26 protein-coding genes are annotated in these 26,587 nt (G+C 61.4%); 16 read left to right on the plus strand and 10 right to left on the minus strand.

The genetic code is table 11. The annotated features are described in order from the left end of the window. Positions 1 to 15 precede the first annotated feature (15 nt). Positions 16 to 1,017 (minus strand): LacI family DNA-binding transcriptional regulator, encoded by a 1,002-nt coding sequence (locus WA302_RS15890; RefSeq protein WP_049204318.1) that lies wholly within the window; start codon positions 1,015 to 1,017, stop codon positions 16 to 18. 24 nt (positions 1,018 to 1,041) lie between these two features. Then, a complete protein-coding gene (locus WA302_RS15895; RefSeq protein ID WP_033651213.1) occupies positions 1,042 to 2,424 on the minus strand; it encodes an MFS transporter in 1,383 nt (460 codons plus the stop codon). Positions 2,425 to 2,816: 392 nt separating this feature from the next. Here WA302_RS15895 and ubiC point away from each other — a divergent pair, with 392 nt between their 5' ends. Both ubiC and ubiA read left to right on the plus strand, forming a co-directional pair. Next, positions 2,817 to 3,332 (plus strand): chorismate lyase, encoded by a 516-nt coding sequence (gene ubiC, locus WA302_RS15900; protein WP_033651214.1) that lies wholly within the window; start codon positions 2,817 to 2,819, stop codon positions 3,330 to 3,332. An 18-nt stretch (positions 3,333 to 3,350) separates the two neighbouring features. Further along, on the plus strand, positions 3,351 to 4,223 hold the full coding sequence (gene ubiA / locus WA302_RS15905; RefSeq protein WP_025304455.1) for a 4-hydroxybenzoate octaprenyltransferase: 873 nt from the start codon (positions 3,351 to 3,353) through the stop codon (positions 4,221 to 4,223). 66 nt (positions 4,224 to 4,289) lie between these two features. On the opposite strand, the gene plsB is transcribed toward ubiA, so the two are convergent. Beyond that, positions 4,290 to 6,755: a glycerol-3-phosphate 1-O-acyltransferase PlsB gene (gene plsB / locus WA302_RS15910; protein WP_049204320.1), complete on the minus strand. Its 2,466-nt coding sequence runs from the start codon at positions 6,753 to 6,755 to the stop codon at positions 4,290 to 4,292. Positions 6,756 to 6,903: 148 nt separating this feature from the next. Between plsB and WA302_RS15915 the strand changes: the two genes are divergently transcribed. The 4 genes from WA302_RS15915 to WA302_RS15930 all read left to right on the plus strand — a co-directional run bounded on the left by WA302_RS15915 (position 6,904) and on the right by WA302_RS15930 (position 9,949). Beyond that, positions 6,904 to 7,272, plus strand: coding sequence for a diacylglycerol kinase (locus tag WA302_RS15915; protein WP_015379225.1), 369 nt, complete (start codon positions 6,904 to 6,906; stop codon positions 7,270 to 7,272). 102 nt (positions 7,273 to 7,374) lie between these two features. Beyond that, the gene (gene lexA, locus WA302_RS15920; RefSeq protein WP_025160136.1) at positions 7,375 to 7,983 is read left to right on the plus strand and encodes a transcriptional repressor LexA; all 609 of its coding nucleotides are present in this window, start codon (positions 7,375 to 7,377) and stop codon (positions 7,981 to 7,983) included. Between the two features lie 103 nt (positions 7,984 to 8,086). Beyond that, the gene (gene dinF, locus WA302_RS15925; protein ID WP_025304452.1) at positions 8,087 to 9,424 is read left to right on the plus strand and encodes an MATE family efflux transporter DinF; all 1,338 of its coding nucleotides are present in this window, start codon (positions 8,087 to 8,089) and stop codon (positions 9,422 to 9,424) included. A gap of 315 nt (positions 9,425 to 9,739) precedes the next feature. Next, positions 9,740 to 9,949, plus strand: a complete 210-nt coding sequence (locus WA302_RS15930) for a CsbD family protein (protein WP_004936743.1) — start codon at positions 9,740 to 9,742, stop codon at positions 9,947 to 9,949. Positions 9,950 to 10,051: 102 nt separating this feature from the next. Here WA302_RS15930 and zur read toward each other — a convergent pair whose 3' ends face one another. Further along, positions 10,052 to 10,564, minus strand: a complete 513-nt coding sequence (gene zur / locus WA302_RS15935; RefSeq protein ID WP_015379223.1) for a zinc uptake transcriptional repressor Zur — start codon at positions 10,562 to 10,564, stop codon at positions 10,052 to 10,054. Positions 10,565 to 10,809: 245 nt separating this feature from the next. On the opposite strand from zur, the gene WA302_RS15940 reads away from it, so the two are divergent. After that, on the plus strand, positions 10,810 to 11,382 hold the full coding sequence (locus tag WA302_RS15940) for a sugar O-acetyltransferase (RefSeq protein WP_049296288.1): 573 nt from the start codon (positions 10,810 to 10,812) through the stop codon (positions 11,380 to 11,382). A 4-nt stretch (positions 11,383 to 11,386) separates the two neighbouring features. Here WA302_RS15940 and WA302_RS15945 read toward each other — a convergent pair whose 3' ends face one another. Continuing rightward, on the minus strand, positions 11,387 to 11,932 hold the full coding sequence (locus tag WA302_RS15945; protein ID WP_336064503.1) for an RNA polymerase sigma factor: 546 nt from the start codon (positions 11,930 to 11,932) through the stop codon (positions 11,387 to 11,389). A gap of 18 nt (positions 11,933 to 11,950) precedes the next feature. Then, positions 11,951 to 12,484, minus strand: coding sequence for a tetratricopeptide repeat protein (locus WA302_RS15950; protein ID WP_060434710.1), 534 nt, complete (start codon positions 12,482 to 12,484; stop codon positions 11,951 to 11,953). A gap of 202 nt (positions 12,485 to 12,686) precedes the next feature. Here WA302_RS15950 and dusA point away from each other — a divergent pair, with 202 nt between their 5' ends. Further along, positions 12,687 to 13,697 carry a tRNA dihydrouridine(20/20a) synthase DusA gene (gene dusA, locus WA302_RS15955; RefSeq protein WP_043139674.1) on the plus strand — a complete coding sequence of 337 codons (1,011 nt, stop codon included), beginning with the start codon at positions 12,687 to 12,689 and terminating at the stop codon, positions 13,695 to 13,697. A gap of 157 nt (positions 13,698 to 13,854) precedes the next feature. Next, positions 13,855 to 14,073, plus strand: a complete 219-nt coding sequence (pspG, locus tag WA302_RS15960; RefSeq protein ID WP_025304448.1) for an envelope stress response protein PspG — start codon at positions 13,855 to 13,857, stop codon at positions 14,071 to 14,073. Positions 14,074 to 14,373: 300 nt separating this feature from the next. Here the strand turns inward: pspG and WA302_RS15965 are convergent, their stop codons facing one another. Beyond that, positions 14,374 to 15,357, minus strand: a complete 984-nt coding sequence (locus tag WA302_RS15965; RefSeq protein ID WP_025304447.1) for a quinone oxidoreductase — start codon at positions 15,355 to 15,357, stop codon at positions 14,374 to 14,376. A 173-nt stretch (positions 15,358 to 15,530) separates the two neighbouring features. Here WA302_RS15965 and dnaB point away from each other — a divergent pair, with 173 nt between their 5' ends. Both dnaB and alr read left to right on the plus strand, forming a co-directional pair. Further along, entirely contained in the window at positions 15,531 to 16,955 is a 1,425-nt protein-coding gene (gene dnaB / locus WA302_RS15970) for a replicative DNA helicase (RefSeq protein ID WP_025160134.1), read from the plus strand. Between the two features lie 17 nt (positions 16,956 to 16,972). Further along, positions 16,973 to 18,052: an alanine racemase gene (alr, locus tag WA302_RS15975; protein ID WP_049204323.1), complete on the plus strand. Its 1,080-nt coding sequence runs from the start codon at positions 16,973 to 16,975 to the stop codon at positions 18,050 to 18,052. Between the two features lie 44 nt (positions 18,053 to 18,096). Here alr and WA302_RS15980 read toward each other — a convergent pair whose 3' ends face one another. Then, a complete protein-coding gene (locus WA302_RS15980; RefSeq protein ID WP_049204325.1) occupies positions 18,097 to 18,864 on the minus strand; it encodes a transporter substrate-binding domain-containing protein in 768 nt (255 codons plus the stop codon). A gap of 215 nt (positions 18,865 to 19,079) precedes the next feature. Between WA302_RS15980 and WA302_RS15985 the strand changes: the two genes are divergently transcribed. From WA302_RS15985 to maa, 5 genes are all read left to right on the plus strand, one after another. Next, complete coding sequence (locus WA302_RS15985) at positions 19,080 to 19,553, plus strand: Lrp/AsnC family transcriptional regulator (protein ID WP_025304444.1); 474 nt, start codon at positions 19,080 to 19,082, stop codon at positions 19,551 to 19,553. A gap of 80 nt (positions 19,554 to 19,633) precedes the next feature. Further along, a complete protein-coding gene (locus WA302_RS15990; protein ID WP_025304443.1) occupies positions 19,634 to 20,827 on the plus strand; it encodes an amino acid aminotransferase in 1,194 nt (397 codons plus the stop codon). A gap of 126 nt (positions 20,828 to 20,953) precedes the next feature. After that, on the plus strand, positions 20,954 to 21,370 hold the full coding sequence (locus WA302_RS15995) for a secondary thiamine-phosphate synthase enzyme YjbQ (protein WP_004936779.1): 417 nt from the start codon (positions 20,954 to 20,956) through the stop codon (positions 21,368 to 21,370). Between the two features lie 4 nt (positions 21,371 to 21,374). Further along, a complete protein-coding gene (locus WA302_RS16000) occupies positions 21,375 to 21,728 on the plus strand; it encodes an MmcQ/YjbR family DNA-binding protein (RefSeq protein ID WP_025304442.1) in 354 nt (117 codons plus the stop codon). A gap of 152 nt (positions 21,729 to 21,880) precedes the next feature. Then, entirely contained in the window at positions 21,881 to 22,438 is a 558-nt protein-coding gene (maa, locus tag WA302_RS16005; RefSeq protein ID WP_049204328.1) for a maltose O-acetyltransferase, read from the plus strand. 31 nt (positions 22,439 to 22,469) lie between these two features. Here the strand turns inward: maa and WA302_RS16010 are convergent, their stop codons facing one another. Both WA302_RS16010 and uvrA read right to left on the minus strand, forming a co-directional pair. Continuing rightward, a complete protein-coding gene (locus WA302_RS16010; protein WP_043139692.1) occupies positions 22,470 to 23,522 on the minus strand; it encodes an NAD(P)-dependent alcohol dehydrogenase in 1,053 nt (350 codons plus the stop codon). Between the two features lie 229 nt (positions 23,523 to 23,751). After that, positions 23,752 to 26,580, minus strand: a complete 2,829-nt coding sequence (gene uvrA / locus WA302_RS16015; RefSeq protein WP_049204329.1) for an excinuclease ABC subunit UvrA — start codon at positions 26,578 to 26,580, stop codon at positions 23,752 to 23,754. Positions 26,581 to 26,587 lie beyond the last annotated feature (7 nt).

Genomic DNA, 26,587 nt, shown 5'->3' on the forward strand with positions numbered 1-26,587 from the left:
TGTCCTGAAAACCCGCTAACAGCCGCATGAATGGCGGATGCGCAGTTGAAAAGCGAATTCATGCAGCTCGGCGGGCGCGGCACCGGCGGCCAGCATGGCGATGGCCCGCTTGGCCATGGCGTCGATCGGCTGCTCGACCGCGCTGAGCGGCGGCACGCTGAATTCGGATTGCTGCGTGCCGTTAAAACAAATCAGCGCCAGATCGTCCGGTGCGCGCAACCCATGCTCTGCCAGCGCCGACAGGCAGCCGAGCGCCTGCTGTTCATTAGAGGTGAAAACGGCGCGTGGGCGTGGGCCTTGCACCAGGCACTGGGTGGCCTGGTAGCCGCCTTGGCGGGTGTAGGGCACCTCGAAAATCCACTCGTCGCGCGGCACAATGCCCGCCTCCAGCAGCGCATCGCGCCAGCCGTTCAGGCGATCCTGCGCGTTGAGCATGGTCAGCGGGCCGATAAAAATGCCGATGTCGCGATAGCCGTGCTGCAGCAGATGGCGGGTCGCCTGGCAGGCGGCGTCGCGCTCGTCGACGCGGATGGCGCAGACGCCGGCCTGGCTGTCGATGGTGTCTATCATCACGCAGGGCGTGCCGGAGGCGCGGATCAGCTCGAACCACGGATGGCGATCGACGCTGGTGTACAGCAGGCCGTCGACCTGGCGGCGCAGCAGGTTGTTGATTAGCTCATACTCACGCTGCCGGTCATCGCCGGCGTCACCCAGCAGCAGCACGCGGCCGCGGCTGAAGGCCTCTTGCTGCAGTGCCCGCGCCAGCGTGGCGAAGAAAGGGTTGGAAATATCCGGCACCACCAGCCCGTAGGTTTGCGTGCTGCCGGAGGCCAATGCCCGCGCGATGTCGTTAGGCCGGTAGCCGGTCTGCTCGATCGCCGCCAGCACGCGCAGCCGGGTGGCTTCCGCCACCGGGCGTGGGCCGTTGTTGATCACATAGCTGACCACGGCGACGGAGGTGCCCGCTACGCGGGCCACGTCGGCGCGGGTAACGCGTCGCGCGGAGTGATTATCCAAATTGGGTTCCTGTTCGCCTTCTCGCTACGCGGCATCCTGCGGCAGGTTGAGATCGCGGCCGCGGGTTTCGGGAGCAAAGAAGGTGGTGATTAAGCCGATGGCCGCCATTACAACAAAATAGCAGGCGACAGGCCACCAGTGACCGAAACCGGACAGCAGCGCGGTGGCGATCAGCGGCGCGGTGCCGCCGGAGAGGATCGAACCGAGCTCTTTGGCGAACGCCATCTTGGAGTAGCGATTCTTCACGCCGAACAGTTCGACGCCGTAGGCCGCCTGCACGCCGAAGATCCCCAGCGATGCGATGCACATGCCGACCACGATCACCGAGATGACGATCGCTGGTTCACGGCTGTCGAGCAGCCAGAACGCCGGGAAGGCGTACAGCACCAGCAGCAGGCAGAACCAGCGGTAGGTGATGCGGCGGCCGAAGCGATCGGACAGCCAGCCGGCCAGCGGGATCACCAGAAAACCGCACAGCGAGGCGATCAACACCGCCAGCGCCGGCACCGATTTATCGACCATCAGCACCTTAGCGACATAGCCGACGATAAAGCCCTGGCACAGGTAGGAAGGGCCGTTTTCGCCGATGCGCAGGCCGAGCATCACCCAGAACGCTTTGGTGCGCTGCAGGTAGCTGCGCGTATCCGGCGCGGCCTGGGCGGCGTCCAGCATGCGCTGGTGGTTTTGCTGCAGCTCGCGTTCGAACACCGGCGTTTCCCGCACGTGGCGGCGCAGGTACAGCGCCACCCCGGCGATCAGAATGCTGGCGAGGAACGGAATGCGCCAGCCCCAGCTCATCAGGTCTTCCTTGTCCAGCTGTAGTACCAGCAGCCATACCAGCGACGCCAGCAGGGTGCCGCTGTTGGAGCCGATGGCGATGATCGACGCTACCAGCCCGCGCCGCTTGGCCGGCGCGTATTCCGCCAGCATCACCGCGCCGCCGGACAGTTCCGCACCGGCGCCGAACCCCTGCGCGAAGCGCAGGATCACCAGGCAGGCGGGCGCCCAGACGCCGATTTGCGCATAGGACGGGATCAGGCCGATCAGCGTGGTGGAGAGGCCCATCAGCGCCACGGTGGTGATCAGCACCACGCGGCGGCCTTTGCGGTCGCCGATCCAGCCGAACACCAGCGCGCCGATCGGCCGCGCGACGAAGCCGACGGAGTAGGTGGCGAAACTGGCCAGCAGCGCCACCAGCGGCGTGGCTTCCGGGAAGAACACGTCGCCGAACACCATGCCGGCCGCCAGGCCGTACAGCGCGAAGTCGACGTATTCCATGGCGGTACCGAGCCAGCAAGAGAAGGTGGCGCGCCAAAATTGGCTGCGCCCCTCTTTGGTCGCCAGGCGTTCATCGGCCGCCAGCGCGGCGTCGGCGGTCTGTGAAGGGGCAAGCGTTGTTTCGCTCATGGCAGTGCTATCCTCTTTTGTTCTGCGCCTGGAGGGGCGCGGTTAAAGATGGTTTCCCTGGTGCCGGCAACAAAGGTGTGCCGACAAATCATGTCGGACGCATGGCGATTCAACGCTGCTGTATCAGGGTGTCTACGCGCGTAGATAACACAACGCGAGGAAGCTGAAACTTTGCGGGCGATCACAGAATCGTCAGCGCGCCGGGAAATGAAGATAGAGAAGGCGGATGGCAAAAAGATGACAGAACCCCGGTTTTTCCGGCCGATAGGCCTGCCGTTTTCGCCACGAATCAGCCTGCCGCTTTCGCATTTCTGCGCTACAATGGGGGCCTGTTAACAGTTTGTATCGCCTGGCGCGCCACACCGGCCGCGGTTCAGGCGAGGAGTAAAGCAATGTCTGGCATCAGGGATTCCATCCTGCCGCCGCTGGAGTGGTTGTCCGAACAGGATCCTCCGGCGCCCGCCGCCGTCAGCGACTGGCTGATGGAGTTAGGCTCCATGACCCGCCGATTTGAACGCCATTGCGCCCAGGTGCGCGTCGAACCGCAGCGCGAATGCTTCGTCACGCGCGAGGCGCTGGGCGACGAGGCGAACCACCTGCCCGACAGCCCGCGCTACTGGCTGCGCGAAGTGGTGCTGCTGGGCGACGACCAGCCCTGGCTGCTTGGGCGCACGGTGATCCCGGAACATACGCTGACCGGCCCCGATCAGGCGTTGGTGGATCTGGGCACGCTGCCGCTCGGGCGCTATCTGTTCAGCAGCGGCGATCTGACCCGCGACTATATCCATATCGGCCGGCAGGACGCGCTGTGGGCGCGTCGTTCACGGCTGCGGCTGGCGGGCAAGCCGCTGTTGCTGACCGAACTATTTTTACCGGCTTCGCCGCTGTATTCAGCGGTCCCCGCATAAAGAGAGGAGAGCAAGACGTTGGAGGGAAGCGTGACTCAAAGTAAATGGCGGGCTTACAGCCATTTGATGCGCATTGATAAACCGATCGGCACGCTGTTGCTGTTGTGGCCGACGCTGTGGGCGCTGTGGCTGGCCGGGAAAGGCGTGCCGCCGCTCTCGATTCTGGTGGTGTTCGTGCTCGGCGTGTTCCTGATGCGCGCCGCCGGCTGCGTGGTGAATGACTACGCCGATCGCGCGGTGGACGGCTACGTAAAGCGCACCGCCGGGCGGCCGATGCCGAGCGGTCGGGTGAGCGCGAAAGAGGCCAAGGTGCTGTTCGTGGTGCTGGTGCTGATCTCCTTCTGCCTGGTATTGACGCTGAACGCTATGACCATCTGGCTGTCGCTGGCGGCGCTGGCGCTAGCCTGGGTGTATCCGTTTATGAAGCGGGTGACCAACCTGCCGCAGTTCGTGCTGGGCGCCGCGTTCGGCTGGGGCATTCCGATGGGCTATGCGGCGGTCAGCGAATCGCTGCCGCTCAGCTGCTGGCTGCTGCTGCTGGCGAACATCTGCTGGACGGTGGCCTATGACACGCTGTATGCGATGGTCGATCGCGACGATGATCTGAAAATAGGCATCAAGTCCACCGCTATCCTGTTCGGGCGTTATGACAAGCTGATCGTCGGGCTGTTGCAGTTCGCGACGCTGTTGCTGCTGGTGTGGGTCGGTTATCTGGCGCAGCTCGGCGGCGCGTTTTACTGGTCGCTGTTGCTGGCGGGCGCGCTGTTCATTCACCAGCAGAAGCAGATTGCCGGGCGTGAGCGCGAAGCCTGCTTCAAGGCCTTCCTGCAGAACAATTATGTCGGGCTGGTGGTATTTATCGGCATCGCGCTGAGCTATCTGCCGGCGTAACGGTTTCCTGCAGCAAGAAAAAAGGCACCTCTCGGGGTGCCTTTTGTGTTTCTGCGCCGGGCGAAATCACTCGTCTTGCTCTTCTCCCGCATCGGTTTGCGGCAGGATGGTGGTCTCTTCCGGCATGTTGACGCTTTCGATGGTCAGCTTGATTTCCGGCGTGATCAGATCGCTCAGCATGTTGTACACCTCGAGGGTGTGCTCGCGGATCGCATCGCCGCTGTCGTTGATATAGCCTTCTTCGCGCAGCGTTGCCACCAGGGTGGAGAATACCGCCTTGTCGAAGAACTCCGGCGCGTTGATGCCGTGCAGCACCGACAGACGCTGCGCCATGATGCGGCTTTCTTTCTCCAGCGCACCGCGGTTGATGCTCGGGTTAGCGCTGAGGATCGACATAGTGATGGCGTAGCGTTGCAGGGTTTCGCGCACCCCGGCGGCCAGCAGCTGCAGCGGGCGAATGCGCGCCGGGTTCAGCACCAGCTCGTCGCCTTTGTCGCAGATAAGCTGTTGGCGGATCAGCTCGTCGATCATCGGCCGCAGCACGTCCGGCAGCTGTTCCTTGTCGTTATGCAGGAACAGCTCGGCTTTCAGCATCGGGTAGATCATGCCGATCTGGCGCAGCAGTTCGGCGCGCGATACCCGACGATGATGCATGACGATGCTGGCGATCAGCGACGGCAACACCAGCAGGTGGTGGATGTTGTTGCGGTAATAGGTCATCAGCACCGCCTGCTCGCGCGGCAGGATGATGATGTCGCCGATGTTGTCCTTTTCCACCTCGAACTTGTTCATGTTCAGCGCGTGATCCAGCAGCTCGTCCGGCGTCTGCGTCGGTACGGTAACATCATGGGCGTAAGGCGCGTTGCGCATCAGCTGCAGGTAACACTCGAGCTGCTCGAGCAGCTGTTCGCGGGTCAGCGAACGCTGGCGCGAGGCCAGCAGCGCGGTGGAACACAGGTTCATGGCGTTGGCCGCGGCGGCGTTGTTGATGCGTACCATGATCTGGCCGGCCAGATCGTTTACCGTCGGCGTCAGCCAGCTTGGGCGTTGAGCTTCGATCGGATCGATCGACTCGCGCCACTGCGGCACGTGCTGGTTGAGGTAAGCGGTCAACGGCAGCGGTTCGCCGAAGTTGACGTAACCCTGGCCCAGATTGCGCAGCTTGCGCAGGCCGCGCAGCATCTGCAGCAGGCTCTCTTTTTCCTTGGTGGCGCCGCGCAGCTCTTTGGCGTAGGTGCCCACTTCCATCACATGCTCGTAGCCGATGTAGATCGGCACCAGCGTGATCGGACGGGCGCCGCCGCGCAGCATCGCCTGGATGGTCATCGACAGGGTGCCGGTTTTCGGTTCCAGCAGACGCCCGGTGCGGGAACGGCCGCCTTCCACGAAATATTCCACCGAGTAACCGCGAGTGAACAGCTCGCCGAGGTATTCGCGGAACACCGTCGAGTACAGCTTGTTGCCTTTAAAGGTGCGGCGGATGAAGAACGCGCCCAGGCGACGGAAGATCGGGCCGGCCGGCCAGAAGTTGAGGTTGATGCCCGCAGCGATGTGCGGCGGCACCAGGCCCTGGTGATACAGCACGTAGGACAGCAGCAGATAGTCCATGTGGCTGCGGTGGCAGGGCACGTAGACGATCTCGTGGCCGTCCTGCGCCAGCTGGCGCACGCGCTCGGCGTTGGTGACGTTGATGCCCTGATACAGCCGGTTCCAGGTCCAGCTCAGCACGCGGTCGGACAGACGCACGGTTTCGTAGGAGAAATCGGCGGCGATCTCTTCCATCAGCGCGATGGCGTTCTGCTGGGCCTTCTCGTGCGAGATCTTCTTGCTGCGCGCTTCGTCCTCGACCGCTTTTTCGATCGCTTTGGACGCCAACAGCTTGTTGAACAGGTCCTGACGGGCCGGCAGGCTCGGGCCTACCGCGGCCAGGCGCTGACGCGAGAAGTGCATGCGCGCCACGCGCGCCAGTTTCTGCGCGATGGTTTTATCCGTGCCGTGCTCGGTGGCCATGCGGCGCAGCGAAACGGTGTTGGAGAAACGCACGAAGCTGTCGCGGCCGAGCCACAGTACGGCGAAGAATTTCTGCACGCCGTTCAACAGACGCAGGTGTGGCGTGCCGTGACCTTCGCGGCCCGGCGAACGGCCGAACATGACCGAAACCGGCAGCATCTGAATGTCGAGATCCGGATTGCTGCGATGCAGATCCAGATAGTCGTGGAACAGCTTTACCGACTCTTCTTTCGGGGTGTAGTAGCGGAACACGCGCGGGCCGTCGTGAATGAACACGTAGCTCGGCAGCACGGTGCCGTCGATCTCCAGCGCGTTGAGCGGATCGGGCAGATCCTGCGCCAGGCACTGGGTGCGCAGCGTCAGCAAATCCGCCTTGGAATTGTAAGGTAAAACATACAAAATCGGCCGTGAGGGATCCAACCCTAGCTCGGTAACCGGATCTGAAGGGATGACCTTACTTCTTACCAACAATTTAAGTGGTAAATTCAATATTTTATAATAAATTTTACGCCAACCTGACATAACAACGTGAAGCCTCTTGTTAGCAATGCGCCGCAAGCATACCAGAAACCGGGTAGCAGATCTGTGGTGTTCGAAAACCGAGAGCCGTCAGCGCGGACTGTTCTAGACTCTTTTTATTATGACCGACCTCTGAGAAAGGCACGAAAACATGGCAAACCAAGCAACCGGATTGACCCGCATCATCAAGGCCGCCGGCTATTCTTATAAAGGGCTTTCCGCCGCCTGGCAACACGAGGCGGCGTTCCGCCAGGAACTGGTGGTGACCCTCCTGGCTATCATACTGGCTGTCTGGCTGGACGTGGGTGCGATAGCGCGCATTTTATTGATCGGATCGGTGGCGCTGGTGATGATCGTCGAGATCCTGAACAGCGCGATCGAGGCGGTGGTGGATCGCATCGGCAGCGAACACCATGAGCTGTCCGGGCGGGCCAAGGACATGGGATCGGCGGCGGTGTCGCTGGCGATCGTGCTGGCGCTGTTCGTTTGGGGTACGGTCTTGTGGCAGCATTTTGGCTGACGAAAGTCGCCTACTGACTGATTTTTATTTATTCTTCGGTTCCCAATCCGCGCTTACCTGTATATACTCACAGCAAGACTGTATAAACAAACAGGGGGCGGAATGAAAGCACTAACTACCAGACAGCAAGAGGTCTACGATCTGATTCGCGATCATATTTCGCAAACGGGCATGCCGCCAACGCGTGCCGAGATCGCGATGCGTCTGGGGTTCCGTTCGCCTAACGCCGCCGAAGAGCACCTGAAGGCGCTGGCACGCAAAGGCGTGATCGAAATCGTCTCCGGTGCGTCGCGCGGTATCCGCCTGCTGATGGAAGAAGAAGAAGGGCTGCCGCTGATCGGCCGCGTCGCCGCCGGCGAGCCGCTGCTGGCGCAGCAGCACATCGAAGGGCACTACCAGGTGGATCCTTCCCTGTTTAAACCGAGCGCCGATTTCCTGTTGCGGGTGAACGGCATGTCGATGCGCGACATCGGCATTCTGGACGGCGATCTGCTGGCGGTGCACAAAACGCAAGACGTGCGCAACGGCCAGGTCGTGGTCGCGCGCATCGAAGACGAAGTGACGGTCAAGCGCTTGAAAAAGCACGGTAACGTGGTTGAGCTGCTGCCGGAGAACAATGAATTCCAACCGATCGTGGTCGATCTGCGCCAGCAGAATTTCACGATCGAAGGGCTGGCGGTCGGCGTGATCCGCAACGGCGACTGGATTTAATCGCCGCGCCATCACCGCCGCTCCCTGTATCAATCGCCCCTGTTTTGGGGCGTTTTTGTTTCTGACCTCGCCCTTCGTCACTCTGTCACAGGAACATCCCATCATGCGCCTGATTTCCGCCTTCACCAGCGACACCGATAAAGCCCTGTGGCGCCTCGCCCTGCCGATGATTTTCTCCAATATCACCGTGCCGCTGCTCGGGCTGGTGGACACCGCGGTGATCGGCCACCTCGACAGCCCGATCTATTTGGGAGGCGTGGCGATCGGCGCGGTGGCGACCAGCTTCCTGTTCATGCTGCTGCTGTTCCTGCGCATGAGCACCACCGGCCTCGCGGCGCAGGCGCTGGGAGCGAAAAACCCGCAGGCGCTGGCGCGCGCCTTTATGCAACCGCTGCTGCTGGCGCTGTTGGCCGGGGGGGCGATCGTCCTGTTGCGCTACCCGCTGATCGAACTGGCGCTGCGGATCGTCGGCGGCGATGGCGAGGTGCTGGAGCAGGCGCGGCGTTTTCTTGAGATCCGCTGGTTGAGCGCACCGGCGGCGCTGGCCAACCTGGTGCTGCTGGGCTGGCTGCTCGGCGTGCAGTACGTGCGTGCGCCGGTGATCCTGCTGATCGTCGGCAACCTGCTGAACATCGTGCTGGATATCTGGCTGGTGATGGGCCTGGGCTGGAACGTACGAGGGGCGGCGGCGGCCACCGCCATCGCCGAATATGCCACGCTATTGCTCGGCCTGTGGCTGGCGTGGCGAGTGATGCGTCTGCGCGGTATTACCCTGGCGATGCTGCGTCAGGCCTGGCGTGGCGATCTGCGCCGCCTGCTGGCGCTCAATCGCGACATCATGTTGCGCTCATTGCTGCTGCAGCTGTGTTTTGCGTCGCTGACCATTTTCGGCGCTCGCCTGGGGAGCGATGTGGTGGCGGTTAACGCGGTGTTGATGAACCTGCTGACGTTTACCGCCTATGCGCTCGACGGCTTCGCTTATGCGGTGGAGGCCCATTCCGGCCACGCCTACGGTGCCCGGGACGGCAGCCAACTGCGTAAGGTGTGGCACGCGGCCTGCAGGCAGGCTGGGCTGGTCGCGTTGGCTTTCGGCCTGGCGTATGCCGTTACCGGCCAGCAGATCGTGGCGGCGTTGACCTCCTTGCCGGAGCTGCGTGCGTTGGCCGCCCACTATTTACCGTGGCAGGTCATTCTGCCGCTGGTCGGGGTGTGGTGCTATTTGCTGGACGGCATGTTTATCGGTGCCACGCGCGGCGCCGAGATGCGTAACAGTATGGCGGTGGCCGCGGCAGGATATGGTCTGACGCTGTTCAGCGTGCCGCTGCTAGGCAACCACGGGCTCTGGCTGGCGCTGGCGGTGTTTCTGACGTTGCGTGGCGTGGCGCTGGGTTGGATTTGGCACCGTCATCAGGTGCGCGGCAGCTGGTTTGCTGCACGTTAGACCGGACGCTTTGTTGGGTTAATTATTAATTTATCTTATGTTTTTATTCATGTTTGCTTACATGTTTTCAGCCTGAATATTTCCGGTTTAGTTCGTTGTTTGTTAGCGTTTTTTGTGTTTATTTTTCTTTTTAATGGTTTTTTATTCTGATATTTGGCTTTTTTATTTCCATGTTTAACTAGAATGAATCATGTGGCTGGTGAATGAAGGGGAGCGGTGCTTCTTAAGGTGAAGGGAGTATCAACCACAAAAACTTCTGTTTAACCCCGGCCGGCGACAGGGATCACTGATTCACCACAGGTTAACGGAGAGACTATGAATAAAGATCAAGCCGACGGTAACTGGAAGCAGCTGAAAGGCAAAGTGAAGGAAAAATGGGGCAAGCTGACCGATGACGATCTGACGGTCATCGAAGGGAAACGCGAACAGCTAGTCGGTAAAATCCAGGAGCGCTACGGTTACCAGAAAGAGGCGGCCGAGAAAGAGGTGAAAGCCTGGGAAGATCACACCAAACACCGCTGGTAACACGCAGGGCCGCCACTGACGGCGGCCGGCAACAGCGCAGGCCGGCGTCGCTCCATCCTCTGGCGCCCCGGCTGCAGGTACAGGGAAGTACCTGACTTCGTCTTACTTCTTCTTGATGGCGATGCTGTGATCGTGTTCGGCGCAATCATGCTTGCTGTCACAAGCCTCAACTTCAACGCAACCGGCGCACAGACCGTGCGCTTCCACCACGCTGTGCCGCAGCGCAAATCCGGCTTCCTGCGCCAGCTTCTGCAGCGTTTCTTCCACGCCTTCGGTGGTGCGTTCGGTCACCTGGCCGCAGCGGTCGCAGATAAACAGCGCGGACGTATGCATCGGCTGTTCGAAATGGTGGCACAGCACGTAGCTGTTGGCCGATTCCACTCTATGGATAAACCCTTGCTCCAGCAGAAAATCCAGCGCGCGGTATACCGTCGGCGGCTTGGCCTGCGGTTCGGCGACGCGCAGCAGATCGAGCAGGTCATATGCGCTGATTGCACCGGGTTGCTGAGTCATCAGACGCAGCACTTCCAGCCGTTGCGGCGTCAATCGCACATTGCGTTGCTGGCAGAGGCGTTCAGCCTGCGCCAGCAGCTTTTCCTGGGTGGTTGAGTTCATCGCAAATATCCCGGTACGTAAAAAAGCCGATTTTACCATGATTACGGCGAATCGCCGAGAGTTGCCCCCTTTTCCCCTGAGGATAGCGCAAGGAAAAGCGCGCCGGTCGCGCGAAAAGAGAGTTGCATCACAACTTTTCCCCGCCGTCGGGCGGCAAATCAACGTTGCCGGTTTTAGCGCTGGAGAGCGGGGGACGAGAGCGGTATAACGCCTTTCACCCGCGTGATGAGCAGGAGCCCTGTGTGATGACGGAAAGAGAGAAGCTGTTAGGCGGCCTGGAGTACAACAGCCGCGATGAAGAACTGATCGCCCTGTACCATCGAGCGAGGGCGTTGACCAAAAGCCTGGGGGCGCTGGACTCGCATCAGGCGGACGAGAAAAACCGCCTACTCGGTGAGCTGTTCGGTGCTTGGGGTGAGGCGAGCTGGATTGAAACACCGTTCTGGTGTGACTACGGGCAGCATGTCCGCATCGGTAAAAACTGTTTTATCAACGTCAACGCGGTGTTCCTCGACTGCAATACCATCACCATCGGCGACAACACGCTGATCGGCCCCAACGTGCAAATCTATACGCCGAGCCACCCGCTGAAGGCCGCAGAGCGCTTCACCGGCGATCCGGATTTTCCTTTCCGCACCTCGGCGCAGCCGGTGTCCATCGGCAACAACGTCTGGATCGGCGGTAACGTAGTGATCCTGCCGGGAGTGACCATCGGCGACGGCACGACCATCGGCGCGGGCAGCATCGTCACCGGCGACATCCCGGCCAACGTGCTGGCGCTGGGGCAGCCATGCCGGGTTATCCGCTCGTTGGAATAGGGCGTTATCGACGAGCAGGAGGCAAGGGGGCGGGATGGCTCTCTTTGCGGTGCGGGCCGTCGTTTGCCAACGGGCGGTCATCGGCCAATGCCAGGCGTGCGGCCGCCAAACGGCTCATGACGGTGCCGATCGGCACCGCCAGCACTTTCGCAGCTTCCCGGTAAGACAGCCCTTCGACATACACCAGAAACAGCGCGTTGCGCTGGGCCGCCGGCAGCCGGCTGACGCGTCGCATCACTTCATGGATCCAGACCGGCTGTTCACCGTTGTTTGCATCGCCAAGCTCTTCCGCCGCCATGCAGCCTTGCCCCTGGCGAAGATGCTGGGCGCGAACTTCATTGAGCCAGATGGAGTGCAGGATGGAAAACAACCAGCGATCCAGGTGCGAACCGGGAGTGAATTGCGCAGCGCGCTCCAGCGCACGCAGGCAGGTCGCCTGCACCAGATCGTCGGCGATATCCCGCCGGTGCGAAAGCACCAGCGCATAGCGCCACAGGCGGGAGAGATAGTGGCCGAGTTCATCGCGTATCGCATCGCCGCTGATAGTCACCTCCGCAGGCGCGTCGGATCAAGATTCCGGGTGGCGGTCGATGGCCGCCGCCAAATCGCGGTACTCCTCGCATTTGGTGCCGCACAGCGACTGGATCACCTGCAGCTGCTGGCGCGCCAGATCGGGTCGGCCTTTCAGCATGTAGGCTTCCCCCAGGTACTCGCGCACTTTAGGGTATTTCGGATCGAGGGCTACTGATTTTAAATAATAGCCGATACCCTCATCGGTGCGGCCAAGTTTGCGCGTGGCGTAGCCGCGATAGTTCAGCGCAACGGCGGTGTTGGGATCTTTCAGCGTGTTGAGCATATCGAGCGCTTCCTGATAGCGGCCGCTTTTCGCCAGCGCATAGGCGTAGTTAGTGCGGTCGACGTCGTCGACCTTGCCGCTTTTATCCACCATGCAGGTCTGAGTTTTGCTGTCGTAGACCTGGCCTTTCGGGCAGGTCGGCGGGGTTTGGCTGCTGCCGTCGCCGCCCATCGCCAGCGCCGCGCCGGAAAACAGCAGGCAGCCGGCAATGGCCGATGCCAGCAGGCGTTTAATGAAGCTGTTCATGGTTGTGTCCTCAAGGCAGAGGCGCCGTGCGCGCCCGTAATGAGATAACACCTGAACGAGTGGGTTTATTCGCCTTGTCTCCGCTTATTTTTGCCGGCGGCAAGCGGGTTTTCCCAACGGCGCTGATTGTCGTTATAATAGCCGTTTGCGGCCGCGCGCCGTTCGTTGAACCCAGACAGACTCAGGTAGCCAGTAACTCAGCATGACGAAAGACAACCACGCCCCAACCTACGCCGCCAATCGTTTCTCCATCGCGCCGATGCTCGACTGGACCGATCGTCATTGCCGTTACTTCCACCGCCTCTTGACCAAGGAAACGCTCCTGTACACCGAAATGGTGACCACCGGCGCGATCATCCACGGCAAGGGCGATTACCTGGCCTACAGCGAAGAGGAGCATCCGGTGGCGCTGCAGCTGGGCGGCAGCGATCCGGCCGCGCTGGCGCATTGCGCCAAGCTGGCGGAGCAGCGCGGTTACGATGAGATTAACCTCAACGTCGGCTGCCCGTCCGATCGCGTGCAAAACGGCATGTTCGGCGCCTGCCTGATGGGCCAGGCGACGCTGGTCGCCGACTGCATCAAGGCAATGCGCGACGTGGTGTCGATACCGGTGACGGTGAAGACCCGCATCGGCATCGACGATCAGGACAGCTACGCCTTCCTGTGCGACTTTATCCAGACCGTCGCCGGGCGCGGCGAGTGCGACATGTTCACTATCCACGCTCGCAAAGCCTGGCTCTCCGGCCTCAGCCCGAAAGAGAACCGCGAAGTGCCGCCGCTGGACTACCCGCGCGTTTATCAGCTGAAGCGGGATTTCCCGGCGCTGACCATCGCCATTAACGGCGGGGTGAAAACGCTGGAAGAGGCGCGGCAGCATCTGCAGCATCTGGACGGTGTGATGATGGGGCGCGAGGCGTATCAGAATCCGGGTATCCTGGCGCGGGTCGACAGCGAACTGTTCGGCGCGCAGACCGCGGTGCCGGACAGCGTGGCGATCGTCGAAGCGCTGTATCCGTATATCGAGCGCGAGCTGTCCAACGGCACCTATCTCGGCCACATCACCCGTCACATCCTCGGTTTGTTCCAGGGCGTGCCGGGCGCGCGCCAGTGGCGTCGCCACCTGAGCGAGAACGCCCACAAGCCGGGCGCCGATGCGCGGGTGGTGGAGCAGGCGCTGGCGCTGGTGCGTCAGCCGCGCGTCGAAATGGCGTAACCCGCAAAAAATTTGACCAATAGTTAGTGTTTTTCGCCAGGCATTCGGTACGTTACCGGATGCCTGTCCTATTTTTTCAATAGGTTAGCCCTTCCGCCATTCTGGCACGCTTCTTGTAATCCACTCTGCAGATACGTTGTATTGCAAAGGAGCAATCATGTTGGAAATCTTCTTTCTCATTGGCTTTGTGGTGATGCTGATGGTGACCGGCATCTCGCTGCTGGGGATCTTCGCCGCGTTGTTGGTGGCGGCGGCGTTCATGCTGTTGGGCGGGTTGTTCGCGGTGGTGATTAAGCTGCTGCCGTGGCTGATTTTGGCGGTGGTCGGGGTATGGATTTACCGTTCGATGCAGAAACCGCAGGCCAGGCGTTACTGATTTTTTGCTGAATAATCAGTCAGTCGCGATGAAACTTGCATAACTGCCCGCCACGCTAATGCGGCAGCGATCACAGCTTGGCAGTTTTACCCGGCGATGTGGCACATAAAGCGTGTTTTTTGCCGCACGGGGCTGTTAGGATGTGGGTCGATGCAGTGATGCGACCGATTTCATCACCGTGAGAGACAACCAAAATTCGTGTTGCTGAAGCAACCCCCTGTCTCTGGCGGACTCTGCTCTACCCCTACAAAACGCAGTAACAGAAAGGGCTCCGTAAGGAGCCCTTTTCTTTGGCCGCGATCAGGGGATCAGCAGGCTGGAGCCACTGGTGCTGCGGCTTTCCAATACTTGGTGTGCCCGCTGGGCGTCGGCCAGCGCGAATTTCTGCTCGTCTTTCACTTCTACCCGAATGGCGCCGCTGCCGATCAGGGAGAACAGCTCGTTGCTGGCGTACTGCAGCTCGGCGCGGTTGGTGATATAGCCGTTGAGGGAAGGGCGGGTGACGTACAGCGAGCCCTTCTGATTCAGCAGCGCCAGATCGACGCCGGTCACCGGGCCTGAGGCGTTGCCGAAGCTCACCATCAGGCCGCGACGCTTCAGGCTGTCGAGCGAGGCCAGCCAGGTGCTTTTACCCACCGAATCGTACACCACGCCGACCTTCTCGCCCTGCGTCAGCTCGGCCACCCGCTGGGCGATATCCTCTTTGTGGTAGTTGATGGTGGCCCAGGCGCCGGCCTGTTTCGCCAGCGCGGCCTTCTCGTCGGAACCGACGCTGCCGATCAGGCGCGCACCCAGCGCTTTCGCCCACTGGCAGGCGATCAGCCCGACGCCGCCGGACGCGGCATGGAACAGGAACACTTCACCCGGTTGCACGTCATAGGTCTGGCGCAGCAGGTAGTATACCGTCAGCCCTTTGAGGAAAGAGGCTGCACCCTGTTCAAAGCTAAGGTTGCCCGGCAGCAGCGCCACGCGTTCTGCCGAGACGTTGTGGATCTCGCTGTAGGCGCCGAGCGCCGATTGCGCATACACCACCCGGTCGCCCGGTTTGAGGACGCTGACCCCGGCGCCGACCTTGGTCACCACGCCGGCCGCTTCGGTGCCGAGGCCGCTCGGCAGGCTGGCCGGCGCGTACAGTCCGCTGCGCACATAGGTGTCGATGTAGTTGATGCCGATCGCCTTGTTCTCGATCTGCACTTCGCCGGCAGCCGGATCGAGCGGTGTAAAATCAACGTATTGCAAGACTTCCGGCCCGCCGGTGGCGGAGAATTGAATGCGCTTGGCCATGTTCTACCCTCATTTGGTTATCTGAATTCACCCTATGCCTTTTGGCTGCGGAGATCTAGCCTGCCCGTGCGCCAGCCTGTGGCAATTATGCGGCGGAATCGTGCGGAAAAATCACGTATACTCTTGCGTCAGCAGCCTCACCCTCATTCGCAACCGGATAAAGACTACGTTTCATGGCAGGAAAAAAACCAACCAACAAAACAAACGCGGACGAAACCAGAGAGCGTTCCAGAGATCGTCAGATGGAAGGGCTGAAGATGCCGCCGCACTCGCTGGAGGCCGAGCAGTCGGTGTTGGGCGGTTTGATGCTGGATAACGAGCGCTGGGACAACGTGGCGGAGCGCGTGGTCGCCAACGACTTCTTCAGCCGCCCACATCGCCTGATCTTTACCGAGATGCAGCGTCTGCTGGAGATGAGCAAGCCTATCGACCTCATCACCCTGTCCGAATCGCTCGAGCAGAAGGGTGAACTGGACTCGGTCGGCGGCTTCGCCTACCTGGCCGAGCTGTCGAAAAACACCCCGAGCGCCGCCAACATCGGCGCCTACGCCGACATCGTGCGCGAGCGCGCGGTGGTGCGCGAAATGATCTCGGTGGCTAACGAAATCGCCGACGCCGGCTACGATCCGCAGGGGCGCAGCAGCGAAGACCTGCTCGATCTGGCGGAATCCCGCGTATTCCAAATCGCCGAGAACCGCGCCAGCAAAGACGAAGGCCCGAAGGGCATCGAACGCATCCTGGAAGACACCGTGTCGCGCATCGAACAGCTGTATCAGCAGCCGCACGACGGCGTGACCGGGGTCGATACCGGCTATCAGGACCTCAACAAGAAAACCGCGGGCATGCAAAAGTCCGATCTGATCATCGTCGCCGCCCGTCCATCGATGGGGAAAACCACCTTCGCCATGAACCTGTGCGAAAACGCCGCGATGACCCAGGAAAAACCGGTGCTGATCTTCAGCCTGGAGATGCCCGGCGAGCAGATCATGATGCGTATGCTGGCGTCGCTGTCGCGCGTGGATCAGACGCGCATCCGTACCGGCCAGCTCGACGACGAGGACTGGGCGCGCATTTCCAGCACCATGGGTATCCTGCTGGAGAAGCGCAACATGTACATCGACGATTCCTCCGGCCTGACGCCGACCGAAGTGCGCTCGCGCGCGCGGCGCATTTTCCGCGAGCACGACGGGCTTAGCCTCATCATGATTGACTACCTGCAGCTGATGCGCGTGCCGGCCCTGTCCGACAACCGTACGCTGGAGATCGCCGAGATTTCGCGCTCGCTGAAGGCGCTGGCGAAAGAGCTGCAGGTGCCGGTGGTGGCGCTGTCGCAGCTGAACCGTAGCCTGGAGCAGCGCGCCGACAAACGCCCGGTTAACTCCGACCTGCGTGAATCCGGCTCTATCGAGCAGGACGCCGACCTGATTATGTTCATCTATCGTGATGAGGTGTATCACGAGAACAGCGATCTGAAAGGGATCGCGGAAATTATTATCGGTAAGCAGCGTAACGGCCCGATCGGTACCGTGCGCCTTACCTTTAACGGCCAGTGGTCGCGTTTCGACAACTACGCGGGGCCACAATACGATGACGAATAATCAGCTAAGGAACTGAAATGAAAGCGGCAACCGCTGTAATCGACCGCCGCGCTCTGCGACATAATCTGCAACAGGTGCGCCGCCAGGCGCCGCAAAGCCGCCTGATTGCCGTTGTGAAAGCAAACGCTTATGGACATGGCCTGCTGGAAACAGCACACACCCTGCAAGACGCCGACTGCTACGGCGTGGCGCGCATCGACGAGGCGCTGATGCTGCGTTCCGGCGGCATCGTCAAACCGATCCTGCTGCTGGAAGGCTTCTTCAGTGCCGAAGATCTGCCGGTGCTGGTGGCGAACAACATCGAAACCGCGGTGCACTGCATCGAACAGCTCGAAGCGCTGGAGCAGGCCGAGCTGGCGCGCCCGGTGCCGGTGTGGATGAAGCTCGATACCGGCATGCATCGGCTGGGGGTGCGCCCCGAACACGCGGAGGCGTTTTATCAGCGCCTGTGCGCCTGCCGCAACGTGGCGCAGCCGGTCAATATCATGAGCCACTTCAGCCGCGCCGATGAACCGGAGTCCGACACCACGTTGAAACAGATCGCCTGCTTTGAGCAGTTCGCGCGCGGTAAACCGGGCCAGCGCTCGGTCGCCGCCTCCGGTGGCACGCTGCTGTGGCCGGATGCCCACAATGAGTGGGTGCGCCCCGGCATCATTCTGTACGGCGTGTCGCCGCTGGATAACGGCAGCGGCGCCGAGCATGGTCTGCAGCCGGCGATGACCCTGAAATCCAGCCTGATCGCGGTGCGCGAGCACAAGGCCGGCGAAGCGGTCGGCTACGGCGGCACCTGGGTCAGCCCGCGCGATACCCGGCTGGGCGTGGTGGCGATGGGATACGGCGACGGTTACCCGCGCAGCGCGCCGACCGGTACGCCAATCCTGATCAACGGCCGCGAAGTGCCGATCGTCGGCCGGGTGTCGATGGACATGATTTCGGTCGATCTCGGGCCGGACGCCGCCGATAAGGTGGGGGATGAAGCGGTGCTGTGGGGCCAGGCGCTGCCGGTCGAACGCATCGCCGCCTGCACCGGCATCAGCGCTTACGAACTGATCACCAAGCTCACGCAGCGTGTGGCGATGGAATACATCGGCGACTGATGCGCCGCAGGGGCCGACGCGCGTCGGCCCCGTTTCTCAGCGGGTTACTTCTTTACCGCCAACCACTTGTCGATAACCTTCTGATACTCGCCGGTCGCCTTGGCCAGGTGCAGCCACTGATCCACATACAGTTTCCAGCTCAGATCGTCGCGCGGCAGCATGTAAGCCTTCTCGCCGTACTGCATCGGTTTGGTCGGATTCACCGCGCACAGCTTCGGATAGCGCTTCTGCTGGTACAGCGCCTCGGAGGCGTCGGTGATCATCACGTCCGCCTTGCGATCCACCAGCTGCTGGAAAATGCTCATGTTGTCGTGCGTCAGCGTGAGTTTGGCCTTCGGCAGATAGGCGTGCACGAAGGCTTCGTTGGTGCCGCCCGCCGGTTCCAACAGACGCACCGACGGCTTGTTGATCTGTTCGATAGTGCGGTATTTCTTCACGTCGGTGCAGCGCACCAGCGGGATTTTGCCGTCGGTATCCAGCTTGTCAGCGAAGAACACCTGTTTTTGCCGCTCCAGCGTGACGGAGATGCCGCCCATCGCGATGTCGCACTTGCCGGAGGCGAAGTCCGGCGTCAGGGTTTTCCAGCTGGTTTTCACCCACTTCACGTTGGCGCCCAGGCTCTTGGCCAGCGATTGCGCCATGTCGATGTCGATGCCTTCATAGCTGCCGTCTTCCTTGAGGAAGGTATAGGGCTTGTAGTCGCCGGTGGTGCAGACCTCCAGGGTCTTTTGCTGCAGCACTTTGTCCAGGTGGGATTGCGCGCTGGCGCTGCCGGCGGCGAGCAGCAGCGCGAGGGGGAGTAGCTTTTTCATCTGGCGTCCTTTTTATACATTCGTGGTTTTATGCGTTACTTCGCCGTTAATTGTCGTTTGTCTGCATGAGTTAGCCGTTTTTTATGCCGCTTACCGGCGAAAACGCCGGGCGTTGCTGCTGTACGCGATTTAAGCGCCAGGGTGTGACGTCGGCAACGGTAAAAAAACTGGTAGGCTGTAACGTCAACATTTATTAACACAGTTTACAGGTGGCTATGTACAACATTGACGATTTTGATATGAAAATCCTGACGCTGTTACAGGCCAACGGCCGTTTGACCAATCAGGAGCTGAGCGAGCTGGTCGGGCTCTCGGCCTCCCAATGTTCGCGGCGGCGCATCAGCCTGGAGCAGGCGCAGCTGATCCGCGGCTACCACGCGCGGCTGGCGCCGGAGGCGGTCGGCCTGGGGCTGGTGGGGCTGATTGAAGTCAGCCTGATCACGCACGCGCAGGAGCAGATCGACAGCTTTCATCAGATGCTGGAGGACGTGGACGCGATCCTTGACGCTTACAAGACCACCGGCGACGCCGATTACCTGCTGAAAGTGGCGGTGGCTGACCTGCCGGCGCTGAGCGAATTCATCAGCCAGACGCTGTCGCCGCACAAAAGCGTGGCGCATATCAAAACGGCGGTGGTGCTCAATCGCATCAAGGAAAACGGTTTGTTGCCGGTGACGCGAGAAAGCTGAAACCGAATGCGCTTTTCCGTCTATATTAGGAACGTAACGCTGTGCCTAAACCACAATAAATAAACCAGGAGAAAAACCCCGTGTTCCAGAACGTTGACGCCTATGCCGGCGATCCCATTCTGTCGCTGATGGAAAAATTCAAACAAGACCCGCGCGCGCACAAGGTGAACCTGAGTATCGGCCTGTACTACGATGCGCAGGGCATCATCCCCCAGATGCGGGCGGTCGCCGCGGCGGAAGCGCAGTTGAACAGCGTCGAGCACGGCGCCTCGGTATACCTGCCGATGGAAGGGCTGCAACCCTATCGCTCCGCCATCCAGCAGCTGCTGTTCGGCGCGCAGCATCCGATGCTGCAGCAGGGGCGCATCGCCACCATTCAGACCGTTGGTGGTTCCGGCGCGTTGAAAGTGGGCGCCGACTTCCTGAAAAGCTACTTCCCAGATTCGCAGGTGTGGGTCAGCGATCCGACCTGGGAAAACCACGTCGCCATCTTCAGCGGCGCCGGTTTCAAAGTGAATACCTATCCGTATTTCGACAGCGAAAGCCTGGGCGTGAAGTTCGACGCCATGCTGGCTGCGCTGAAACAGCTGCCGAAGCACAGCATCGCGCTGCTGCATCCGTGCTGCCACAACCCGACCGGTTCCGACCTGACCCCCGCCCAGTGGGATGAGGTGGTCAAGGTGATCGCCGATCGTGAAATCATTCCGTTCCTTGATATCGCCTATCAGGGCTTCGGCGGCGGCATGGAGCAAGACGCCTACGCCATTCGCGCCATCGCGGCGGCCGGCCTGCCGTGCCTGGTGAGCAACTCGTTCTCGAAGATCTTCTCGCTGTACGGCGAGCGCGTCGGCGGCCTGTCGGTGGTGTGCGAAAGCGAAGAGGCGGCCGGGCGCGTGCTGGGCCAGCTGAAGGCCACCGTGCGCCGCAACTACTCGAGCCCGCCGAACTTCGGCGCGCAGCTGGTGGCCAAGGTGCTGAACGACGCCCAGCTGAAAACCCAGTGGCTGGACGAAGTGGAGAGCATGCGCACCCGCATTCTCGAGATGCGTCACGCGCTGGTGGACACCCTGAAGAGCGCGCTGCCGCAGCGCAATTTCGATTACCTGCTGGCTCAGCGCGGCATGTTCAGCTATACCGGCTTCAGCGCGGCGCAGGTCGATCGCCTGCGTGAAGAGTTTGGCGTCTACCTGATCCACAGCGGCCGCATGTGCGTGGCCGGCCTGAACCACAACAATGTGCGTCAGGTGGCCGAGGCGTTTGCCGCGGTGCAGTAACGCCTGTTAGTCTGAACGGACGTTCATCGGGGAGCGATAGCGATATCGCTCCTTTTTTATTGCCGGTGCGCCGCCGAAGTTGCCGCAAACCGGAGAGAGAATATACTGATTGAGGGGCGCTCACTCATGTGGCATCAGCAAACGCTAATCCTCAGCGCAAAAGCGCGTGGCTTTCATCTGGTTACCGACGAGATCGTCAACCAGTTAACCCACTTACACCGCCTGCAAACCGGCCTGCTGCATCTGTTGCTGCAGCATACCTCGGCCTCGCTGACGCTCAACGAGAACTGCGATCCCACGGTGCGAGCCGATATGGAGCAGCATTTCCTGCGCCAGGTGCCGGAAAACGCACCCTATCAACATGACTACGAAGGGCCGGACGACATGCCGGCGCACATCAAATCCTCGCTGCTGGGCGCTTCCTTGACGCTGCCCGTCAGGCACGGGCGGCTGATGTTGGGCACATGGCAGGGCATCTGGCTGGGGGAGCACCGCATCCACGGCGGAGCACGCCGTATTGTGGCCACATTACAGGGGGAATAACCCAATGAATAACAGCGCATTGCTGGAGTACTGCATGGCGAAGCCGGGCGCGGAGCAGAGCGACCAGAACCAGTGGCAGGCCAGCCAGATCAAGGTGGGCGACGTGATGTTCGCGATGGTGTGCGAGGTCGAAGGGCGGCCGGCGCTGGCAATCAAGTCCAGCCCGGAGCTGGCGGAAAGCCTGCGCGAGCACCACCCGGAGATCGTCGCCTGCGACGGCCTGAACAAGGCGCACTGGAATACGGTGTTTCTCGACGGCAACCTGCCGAACTCGCAGTTTTATACGCTGATCGACAGCTCCTATCAGCTGGTGGTGGAAGGCCTGCCCGAACACGTGCGCCAGGAACTGCGCGCCTGATTGCCGGGCGGCGGCACCGCCCGTTTTTCTCCTGCTTTTTCGTGTTAAATCGTGATCGCGGCTTTAAATTGGGAACGTTCCCTTTTTGTCGTCAGGAAAAAACGGCTACGCTTGGGCATTCAAGAAACGCGGATAAGATTAAGGAGGCCGACATGGCCATCAGCGAAGAAAAGCGCAAGATGATCGCCGGGGAGCTGTACGACGCCGGTGATGACCTGCTGCGCAGCGAACGTCGGCGCGCGCGCCAGTTGACGCATCGCTATAACCACTCCTCGCCGGAAGAGGGCGAGCTGCGCAAACAATGGCTGGACGAGCTGCTGGGCGGCTATCAGGGCGGCACCATTGAGCCGACGTTCCGCTGCGACTACGGCTATAACATCTATCTCGGCAAGAGCTTCTACGCCAATTTCGACTGCGTGATCCTCGACGTGTGCGAGGTGCATATTGGCGATAACTGCCTGCTGGCGCCGGGCGTGCATATCTACACCGCCACCCATCCGCTGGACGCCGAGACCCGCGTCGGCGGCGCGGAGTTCGGCAAGCCGGTCAAGATTGGCGACAACGTGTGGATCGGCGGGCGCGCGGTGATCAATCCGGGCGTGACCATCGGCGATAATGCGGTCGTGGCCTCCGGCGCGGTAGTGACCAAAGACGTGCCGGCCAACTGCGTGGTGGGCGGCAACCCGGCCAGGGTCATCAAGCAGCTATAAAAAAACGGGCGCCGCCGGGCGCCCGCTGTCATCAGGCTCGCAGCGAGTCGATATCCACCACGAAGCGGTACTTCACGTCGCTTTTCAGCATGCGCTCATAGGCCTCATTAATTTGCTGCATCGGGATCAGCTCGATATCGGACGTGATGCCGTGTTGGCCGCAGAAGTCCAGCATCTCTTGCGTTTCCGCGATGCCGCCGATCAGCGAACCGGCGATGCGGCGGCGCTTCATGATCAGGTTGAACACCTGCGGCGACGGATGATCGTGCTCCGGCGCGCCGACCAGCGTGAGGGTGCCGTCGCGGCGCAGTAAGTTGAGGAACGGGTTCAGATCGTGCTGAGCCGCTACCGTGTTGAGGATGAAGTCGAAGCTATTAACGTGCTGCGCCATTTCATCCGGGTTGCGCGAAATCACCACTTCATGGGCGCCGAGGCGCTTGGCGTCTTCTATTTTCGACGGCGAGGTGGTGAACAGCACCACGTGCGCGCCCATCGCCCGCGCCAGTTTGACGCCCATGTGCCCCAGCCCGCCGAGGCCGACGATGCCGACCTTTTTGCCTGGCCCCGCGCCCCACTGGCGCAGCGGCGAATAGGTGGTGATGCCGGCGCACAGCAGCGGCGCGACCCCGGCCGGATCGAGGTTTTCCGGCACGCGCAGCACGAAGTCCTGATCTACCACCAGATTGGTGGAGTAGCCGCCATAGGTGACGGCGCCGGTCTGGCGATCCTGGCCGTTATAGGTGCCGGTAAAGCCGTTCTCGCAATACTGTTCCAACCCCTCATCGCAGCTCGGACAGCTGCGGCAGGAATCCACCATGCAACCGACGCCGACCAGATCGCCGACCCGGTAACGCGAGACATGGCCGCCGACGGCGCTGACGCGCCCGACAATTTCATGGCCCGGCACTACCGGGTAAATCGTATTGCTCCATTCGTTGCGAGCCTGATGCAGGTCCGAATGGCAGACACCGCAGAACAACACCTGAATTTGCACATCGTGGTCGCGCAGGGCGCGGGGTGGGTAATCGAAAGGCACCAGCGCAGACTTCGCATCATGCGCGGCATAGGCATGGGTAATGTTCATGGTCGCTCCAGTTATCAATGTAGGGGGGACAACGCTTGGCCGGCAGCGGAGTGCCGGTAAGATGCGGCCTGAATCAGACAGGGCGGCCGCCGAGGGAACATTGATGATAAAAGCGGTGAGTGCGGAGGGAAATGCCTGAAAATGTCGAAATCTTGCCCGTTTCTGTTTGATTGCAATGAAACGGGTCAGCGTGCGGGTCGCCTGAACGACGGCCCGCACGTTGGCGATATTACTTGTTCAACAGCGGTTTCAGGAAGCGCGCGGTGTGCGATTTTTCACACTCGGCCACGGTTTCCGGCGTGCCGGCGACCAGGATCTCGCCGCCGCCGCTGCCGCCTTCCGGCCCCAGATCGACGATCCAGTCGGCGGTCTTGATCACGTCCAGGTTATGCTCGATGACCACGATGGTATTGCCCTGATCGCGCAACTGATGCAGCACCGCCAACAGCTGTTGGATATCGGCGAAGTGCAGGCCGGTAGTCGGTTCGTCGAGAATATACAGGGTCTGGCCGGTGCCGCGTTTCGACAGCTCGCGCGCCAGCTTGACGCGCTGCGCCTCCCCGCCGGAGAGCGTGGTGGCCGACTGGCCGAGGCGGATGTAGGACAGGCCGACATCCATCAGGGTCTGCAGCTTGCGCGCCAGCGCCGGCACCGCGTCGAAGAACTCACGCGCTTCTTCGATGGTCATCTCCAGCACTTCGTGGATGCTCTTGCCCTTGTACTTCACTTCCAGCGTTTCGCGGTTATAGCGTTTGCCCTTGCACTGGTCGCACGGCACGTAGATGTCCGGCAGGAAGTGCATTTCGACCTTGATCACCCCGTCGCCCTGGCAGGCTTCACAGCGCCCACCCTTGACGTTGAAGCTGAAGCGGCCCGGCGTATAACCGCGGCTGCGCGATTCCGGCACGCCGGCGAACAGCTCGCGCACCGGGGTGAAGATACCGGTGTAGGTGGCCGGGTTGGAGCGTGGCGTACGGCCGATCGGGCTCTGATCGATGTCGATCACCTTGTCGAAATGTTCCAGGCCGGTCACTTCGCGGAACGGCGCCGGCTCGGCGATGGTGGCGCCGTTAAGCTGGCGCTGGGCGATCGGGAACAGCGTATCGTTGATCAGCGTCGATTTGCCGGAGCCGGACACGCCGGTGATGCAGGTAAACAGACCGACCGGCAGCGTCAGCGTCACGTCCTTCAGGTTGTTGCCGCGCGCGCCGCTCAGCTTCAACACTTTGGTCGGATCGGCCGGCACACGCTGCGCGGGAATGGCGATCTCGCGCTTGCCGCTGAGGAACTGGCCGGTCAGCGATTCCGGCTGCGCCATGATGTCGTCGACGGTGCCTTCTGCCACCACCTGGCCGCCGTGCACGCCGGCGCCGGGGCCGATGTCGATCACGTGGTCGGCGGCGCGGATGGCGTCTTCGTCATGCTCCACCACGATCACCGTGTTGCCGAGGTTACGCAGGTGGATCAGCGTTTCCAGCAGGCGCTCGTTATCGCGCTGGTGCAGGCCGATCGACGGCTCATCCAGCACGTACATCACGCCCACCAGGCCGGCGCCGATCTGGCTGGCCAAACGAATACGCTGCGCTTCACCGCCGGAGAGCGTTTCCGCCGACCGGGACAACGACAGGTAGTTCAGGCCGACGTTCACCAGGAATTTCAGGCGATCGCCGATCTCTTTCAGCACTTTCTCGGCGATCTTGGCGCGCTGGCCGCTGAGCTTCATGTTCTGGAAGAAGGTCATCGCATGGCCGATGCTCAGATCGGAGATTTCCGGCAGCGTGGTGTCTTCGACGAACACGTTGCGCGCTTCTTCGCGCAGACGGGTGCCGTGACACGAGGCGCAAGGGCGGTTGCTGATGAACTTCGCCAGCTCTTCGCGCACCGCGCTGGATTCGGTCTCTTTATAGCGGCGCTCCATGTTGTGCAGCACGCCTTCGAACGGATGGCGGCGCACGGTGGTGTCACCGCGATCGTTGATGTATTTGAATTCGATCGACTCTTTGCCAGAGCCGCTCAGCACCGCCTTCTGTACGTCGGCGCTCAGGGTGTTGAACGGCGCTTCGACGTCGAACTCATAGTGCTCCGCCAGTGAACGCAGCATCTGGAAATAGTAGAAGTTGCGGCGATCCCAGCCGCGGATCGCGCCGCCGGCCAGCGACAGCTCGGGGTTTTGCACCACGCGATCCGGATCGAAGAACTGCTGCACGCCCAGGCCATCGCAGGTCGGGCAGGCGCCGGCCGGGTTGTTGAAGGAAAACAGGCGCGGTTCCAGCTCGCGCATGCTGTAGCCGCAGATCGGACAGGCGAAGTTGGCGGAGAACAGCAGCTCGTCCGCTTTTTCGTCGTCCATGTCCGCCACCACCGCGGTGCCGCCGGACAGCTCCAGCGCAGTTTCGAACGATTCGGCCAGGCGTTGCGCCATGTCGTCGCGCACCTTGAAGCGATCGACCACCACTTCGATGGTGTGTTTTTTCTGCAGCTCCAGCTTCGGCGGATCGGACAGATCGCACACTTCACCGTCGATGCGCGCGCGGATATAGCCCTGGGCGGCCAGGTTTTCCAGCGTTTTGGTGTGCTCGCCCTTGCGATCTTTCACTACTGGCGCCAGCAGCATCAGGCGCTTGCCTTCCGGCTGGCTCAGCACGTTATCGACCATCTGGCTGACGGTTTGCGCCGCCAGCGGCACATGGTGATCCGGGCAGCGTGGCTCGCCGACACGGGCGAACAGCAGGCGCAGGTAGTCGTGGATCTCGGTGATGGTGCCGACCGTGGACCGCGGGTTGTGCGAGGTGGATTTCTGCTCGATGGAGATCGCCGGCGACAGACCTTCAATATGGTCGACGTCCGGCTTTTCCATCAGCGACAGGAACTGGCGCGCATAGGCGGAGAGTGATTCGACATAGCGCCGCTGCCCTTCGGCGTACAGCGTATCGAAAGCCAGCGAAGACTTGCCGGAACCGGACAGGCCGGTGACGACGATCAGTTTGTCACGCGGGATGATCAGGTTGATGTTTTTCAGATTATGGGTTCGAGCACCACGAACTTCGATATTGTCCATTTACACT

The organism is Serratia sp. 201 (genome assembly GCF_037027545.1).
Lineage (GTDB): Bacteria > Pseudomonadota > Gammaproteobacteria > Enterobacterales > Enterobacteriaceae > Serratia > Serratia bockelmannii.

Bases quoted from the DNA above. Each gene is read 5' to 3' on its own strand.
- WA302_RS15895 (WP_033651213.1), bottom strand. From the start codon at position 2,424: ATGAGCGAAACAACGCTTGCCCCTTCACAGACCGCCGACGCCGCGCTG.
- ubiC (WP_033651214.1), top strand. From the start codon at position 2,817: ATGTCTGGCATCAGGGATTCCATCCTGCCGCCGCTGGAGTGGTTGTCC.
- plsB (WP_049204320.1), bottom strand. From the start codon at position 6,755: ATGTCAGGTTGGCGTAAAATTTATTATAAAATATTGAATTTACCACTT.
- WA302_RS15915 (WP_015379225.1), top strand. From the start codon at position 6,904: ATGGCAAACCAAGCAACCGGATTGACCCGCATCATCAAGGCCGCCGGC.
- lexA (WP_025160136.1), top strand. From the start codon at position 7,375: ATGAAAGCACTAACTACCAGACAGCAAGAGGTCTACGATCTGATTCGC.
- dinF (WP_025304452.1), top strand. From the start codon at position 8,087: ATGCGCCTGATTTCCGCCTTCACCAGCGACACCGATAAAGCCCTGTGG.
- WA302_RS15930 (WP_004936743.1), top strand. From the start codon at position 9,740: ATGAATAAAGATCAAGCCGACGGTAACTGGAAGCAGCTGAAAGGCAAA.
- zur (WP_015379223.1), bottom strand. From the start codon at position 10,564: ATGAACTCAACCACCCAGGAAAAGCTGCTGGCGCAGGCTGAACGCCTC.
- WA302_RS15940 (WP_049296288.1), top strand. From the start codon at position 10,810: ATGACGGAAAGAGAGAAGCTGTTAGGCGGCCTGGAGTACAACAGCCGC.
- WA302_RS15950 (WP_060434710.1), bottom strand. From the start codon at position 12,484: ATGAACAGCTTCATTAAACGCCTGCTGGCATCGGCCATTGCCGGCTGC.
- dusA (WP_043139674.1), top strand. From the start codon at position 12,687: ATGACGAAAGACAACCACGCCCCAACCTACGCCGCCAATCGTTTCTCC.
- pspG (WP_025304448.1), top strand. From the start codon at position 13,855: ATGTTGGAAATCTTCTTTCTCATTGGCTTTGTGGTGATGCTGATGGTG.
- WA302_RS15965 (WP_025304447.1), bottom strand. From the start codon at position 15,357: ATGGCCAAGCGCATTCAATTCTCCGCCACCGGCGGGCCGGAAGTCTTG.
- dnaB (WP_025160134.1), top strand. From the start codon at position 15,531: ATGGCAGGAAAAAAACCAACCAACAAAACAAACGCGGACGAAACCAGA.
- alr (WP_049204323.1), top strand. From the start codon at position 16,973: ATGAAAGCGGCAACCGCTGTAATCGACCGCCGCGCTCTGCGACATAAT.
- WA302_RS15980 (WP_049204325.1), bottom strand. From the start codon at position 18,864: ATGAAAAAGCTACTCCCCCTCGCGCTGCTGCTCGCCGCCGGCAGCGCC.
- WA302_RS15985 (WP_025304444.1), top strand. From the start codon at position 19,080: ATGTACAACATTGACGATTTTGATATGAAAATCCTGACGCTGTTACAG.
- WA302_RS15995 (WP_004936779.1), top strand. From the start codon at position 20,954: ATGTGGCATCAGCAAACGCTAATCCTCAGCGCAAAAGCGCGTGGCTTT.
- WA302_RS16000 (WP_025304442.1), top strand. From the start codon at position 21,375: ATGAATAACAGCGCATTGCTGGAGTACTGCATGGCGAAGCCGGGCGCG.
- maa (WP_049204328.1), top strand. From the start codon at position 21,881: ATGGCCATCAGCGAAGAAAAGCGCAAGATGATCGCCGGGGAGCTGTAC.
- WA302_RS16010 (WP_043139692.1), bottom strand. From the start codon at position 23,522: ATGAACATTACCCATGCCTATGCCGCGCATGATGCGAAGTCTGCGCTG.
- uvrA (WP_049204329.1), bottom strand. From the start codon at position 26,580: ATGGACAATATCGAAGTTCGTGGTGCTCGAACCCATAATCTGAAAAAC.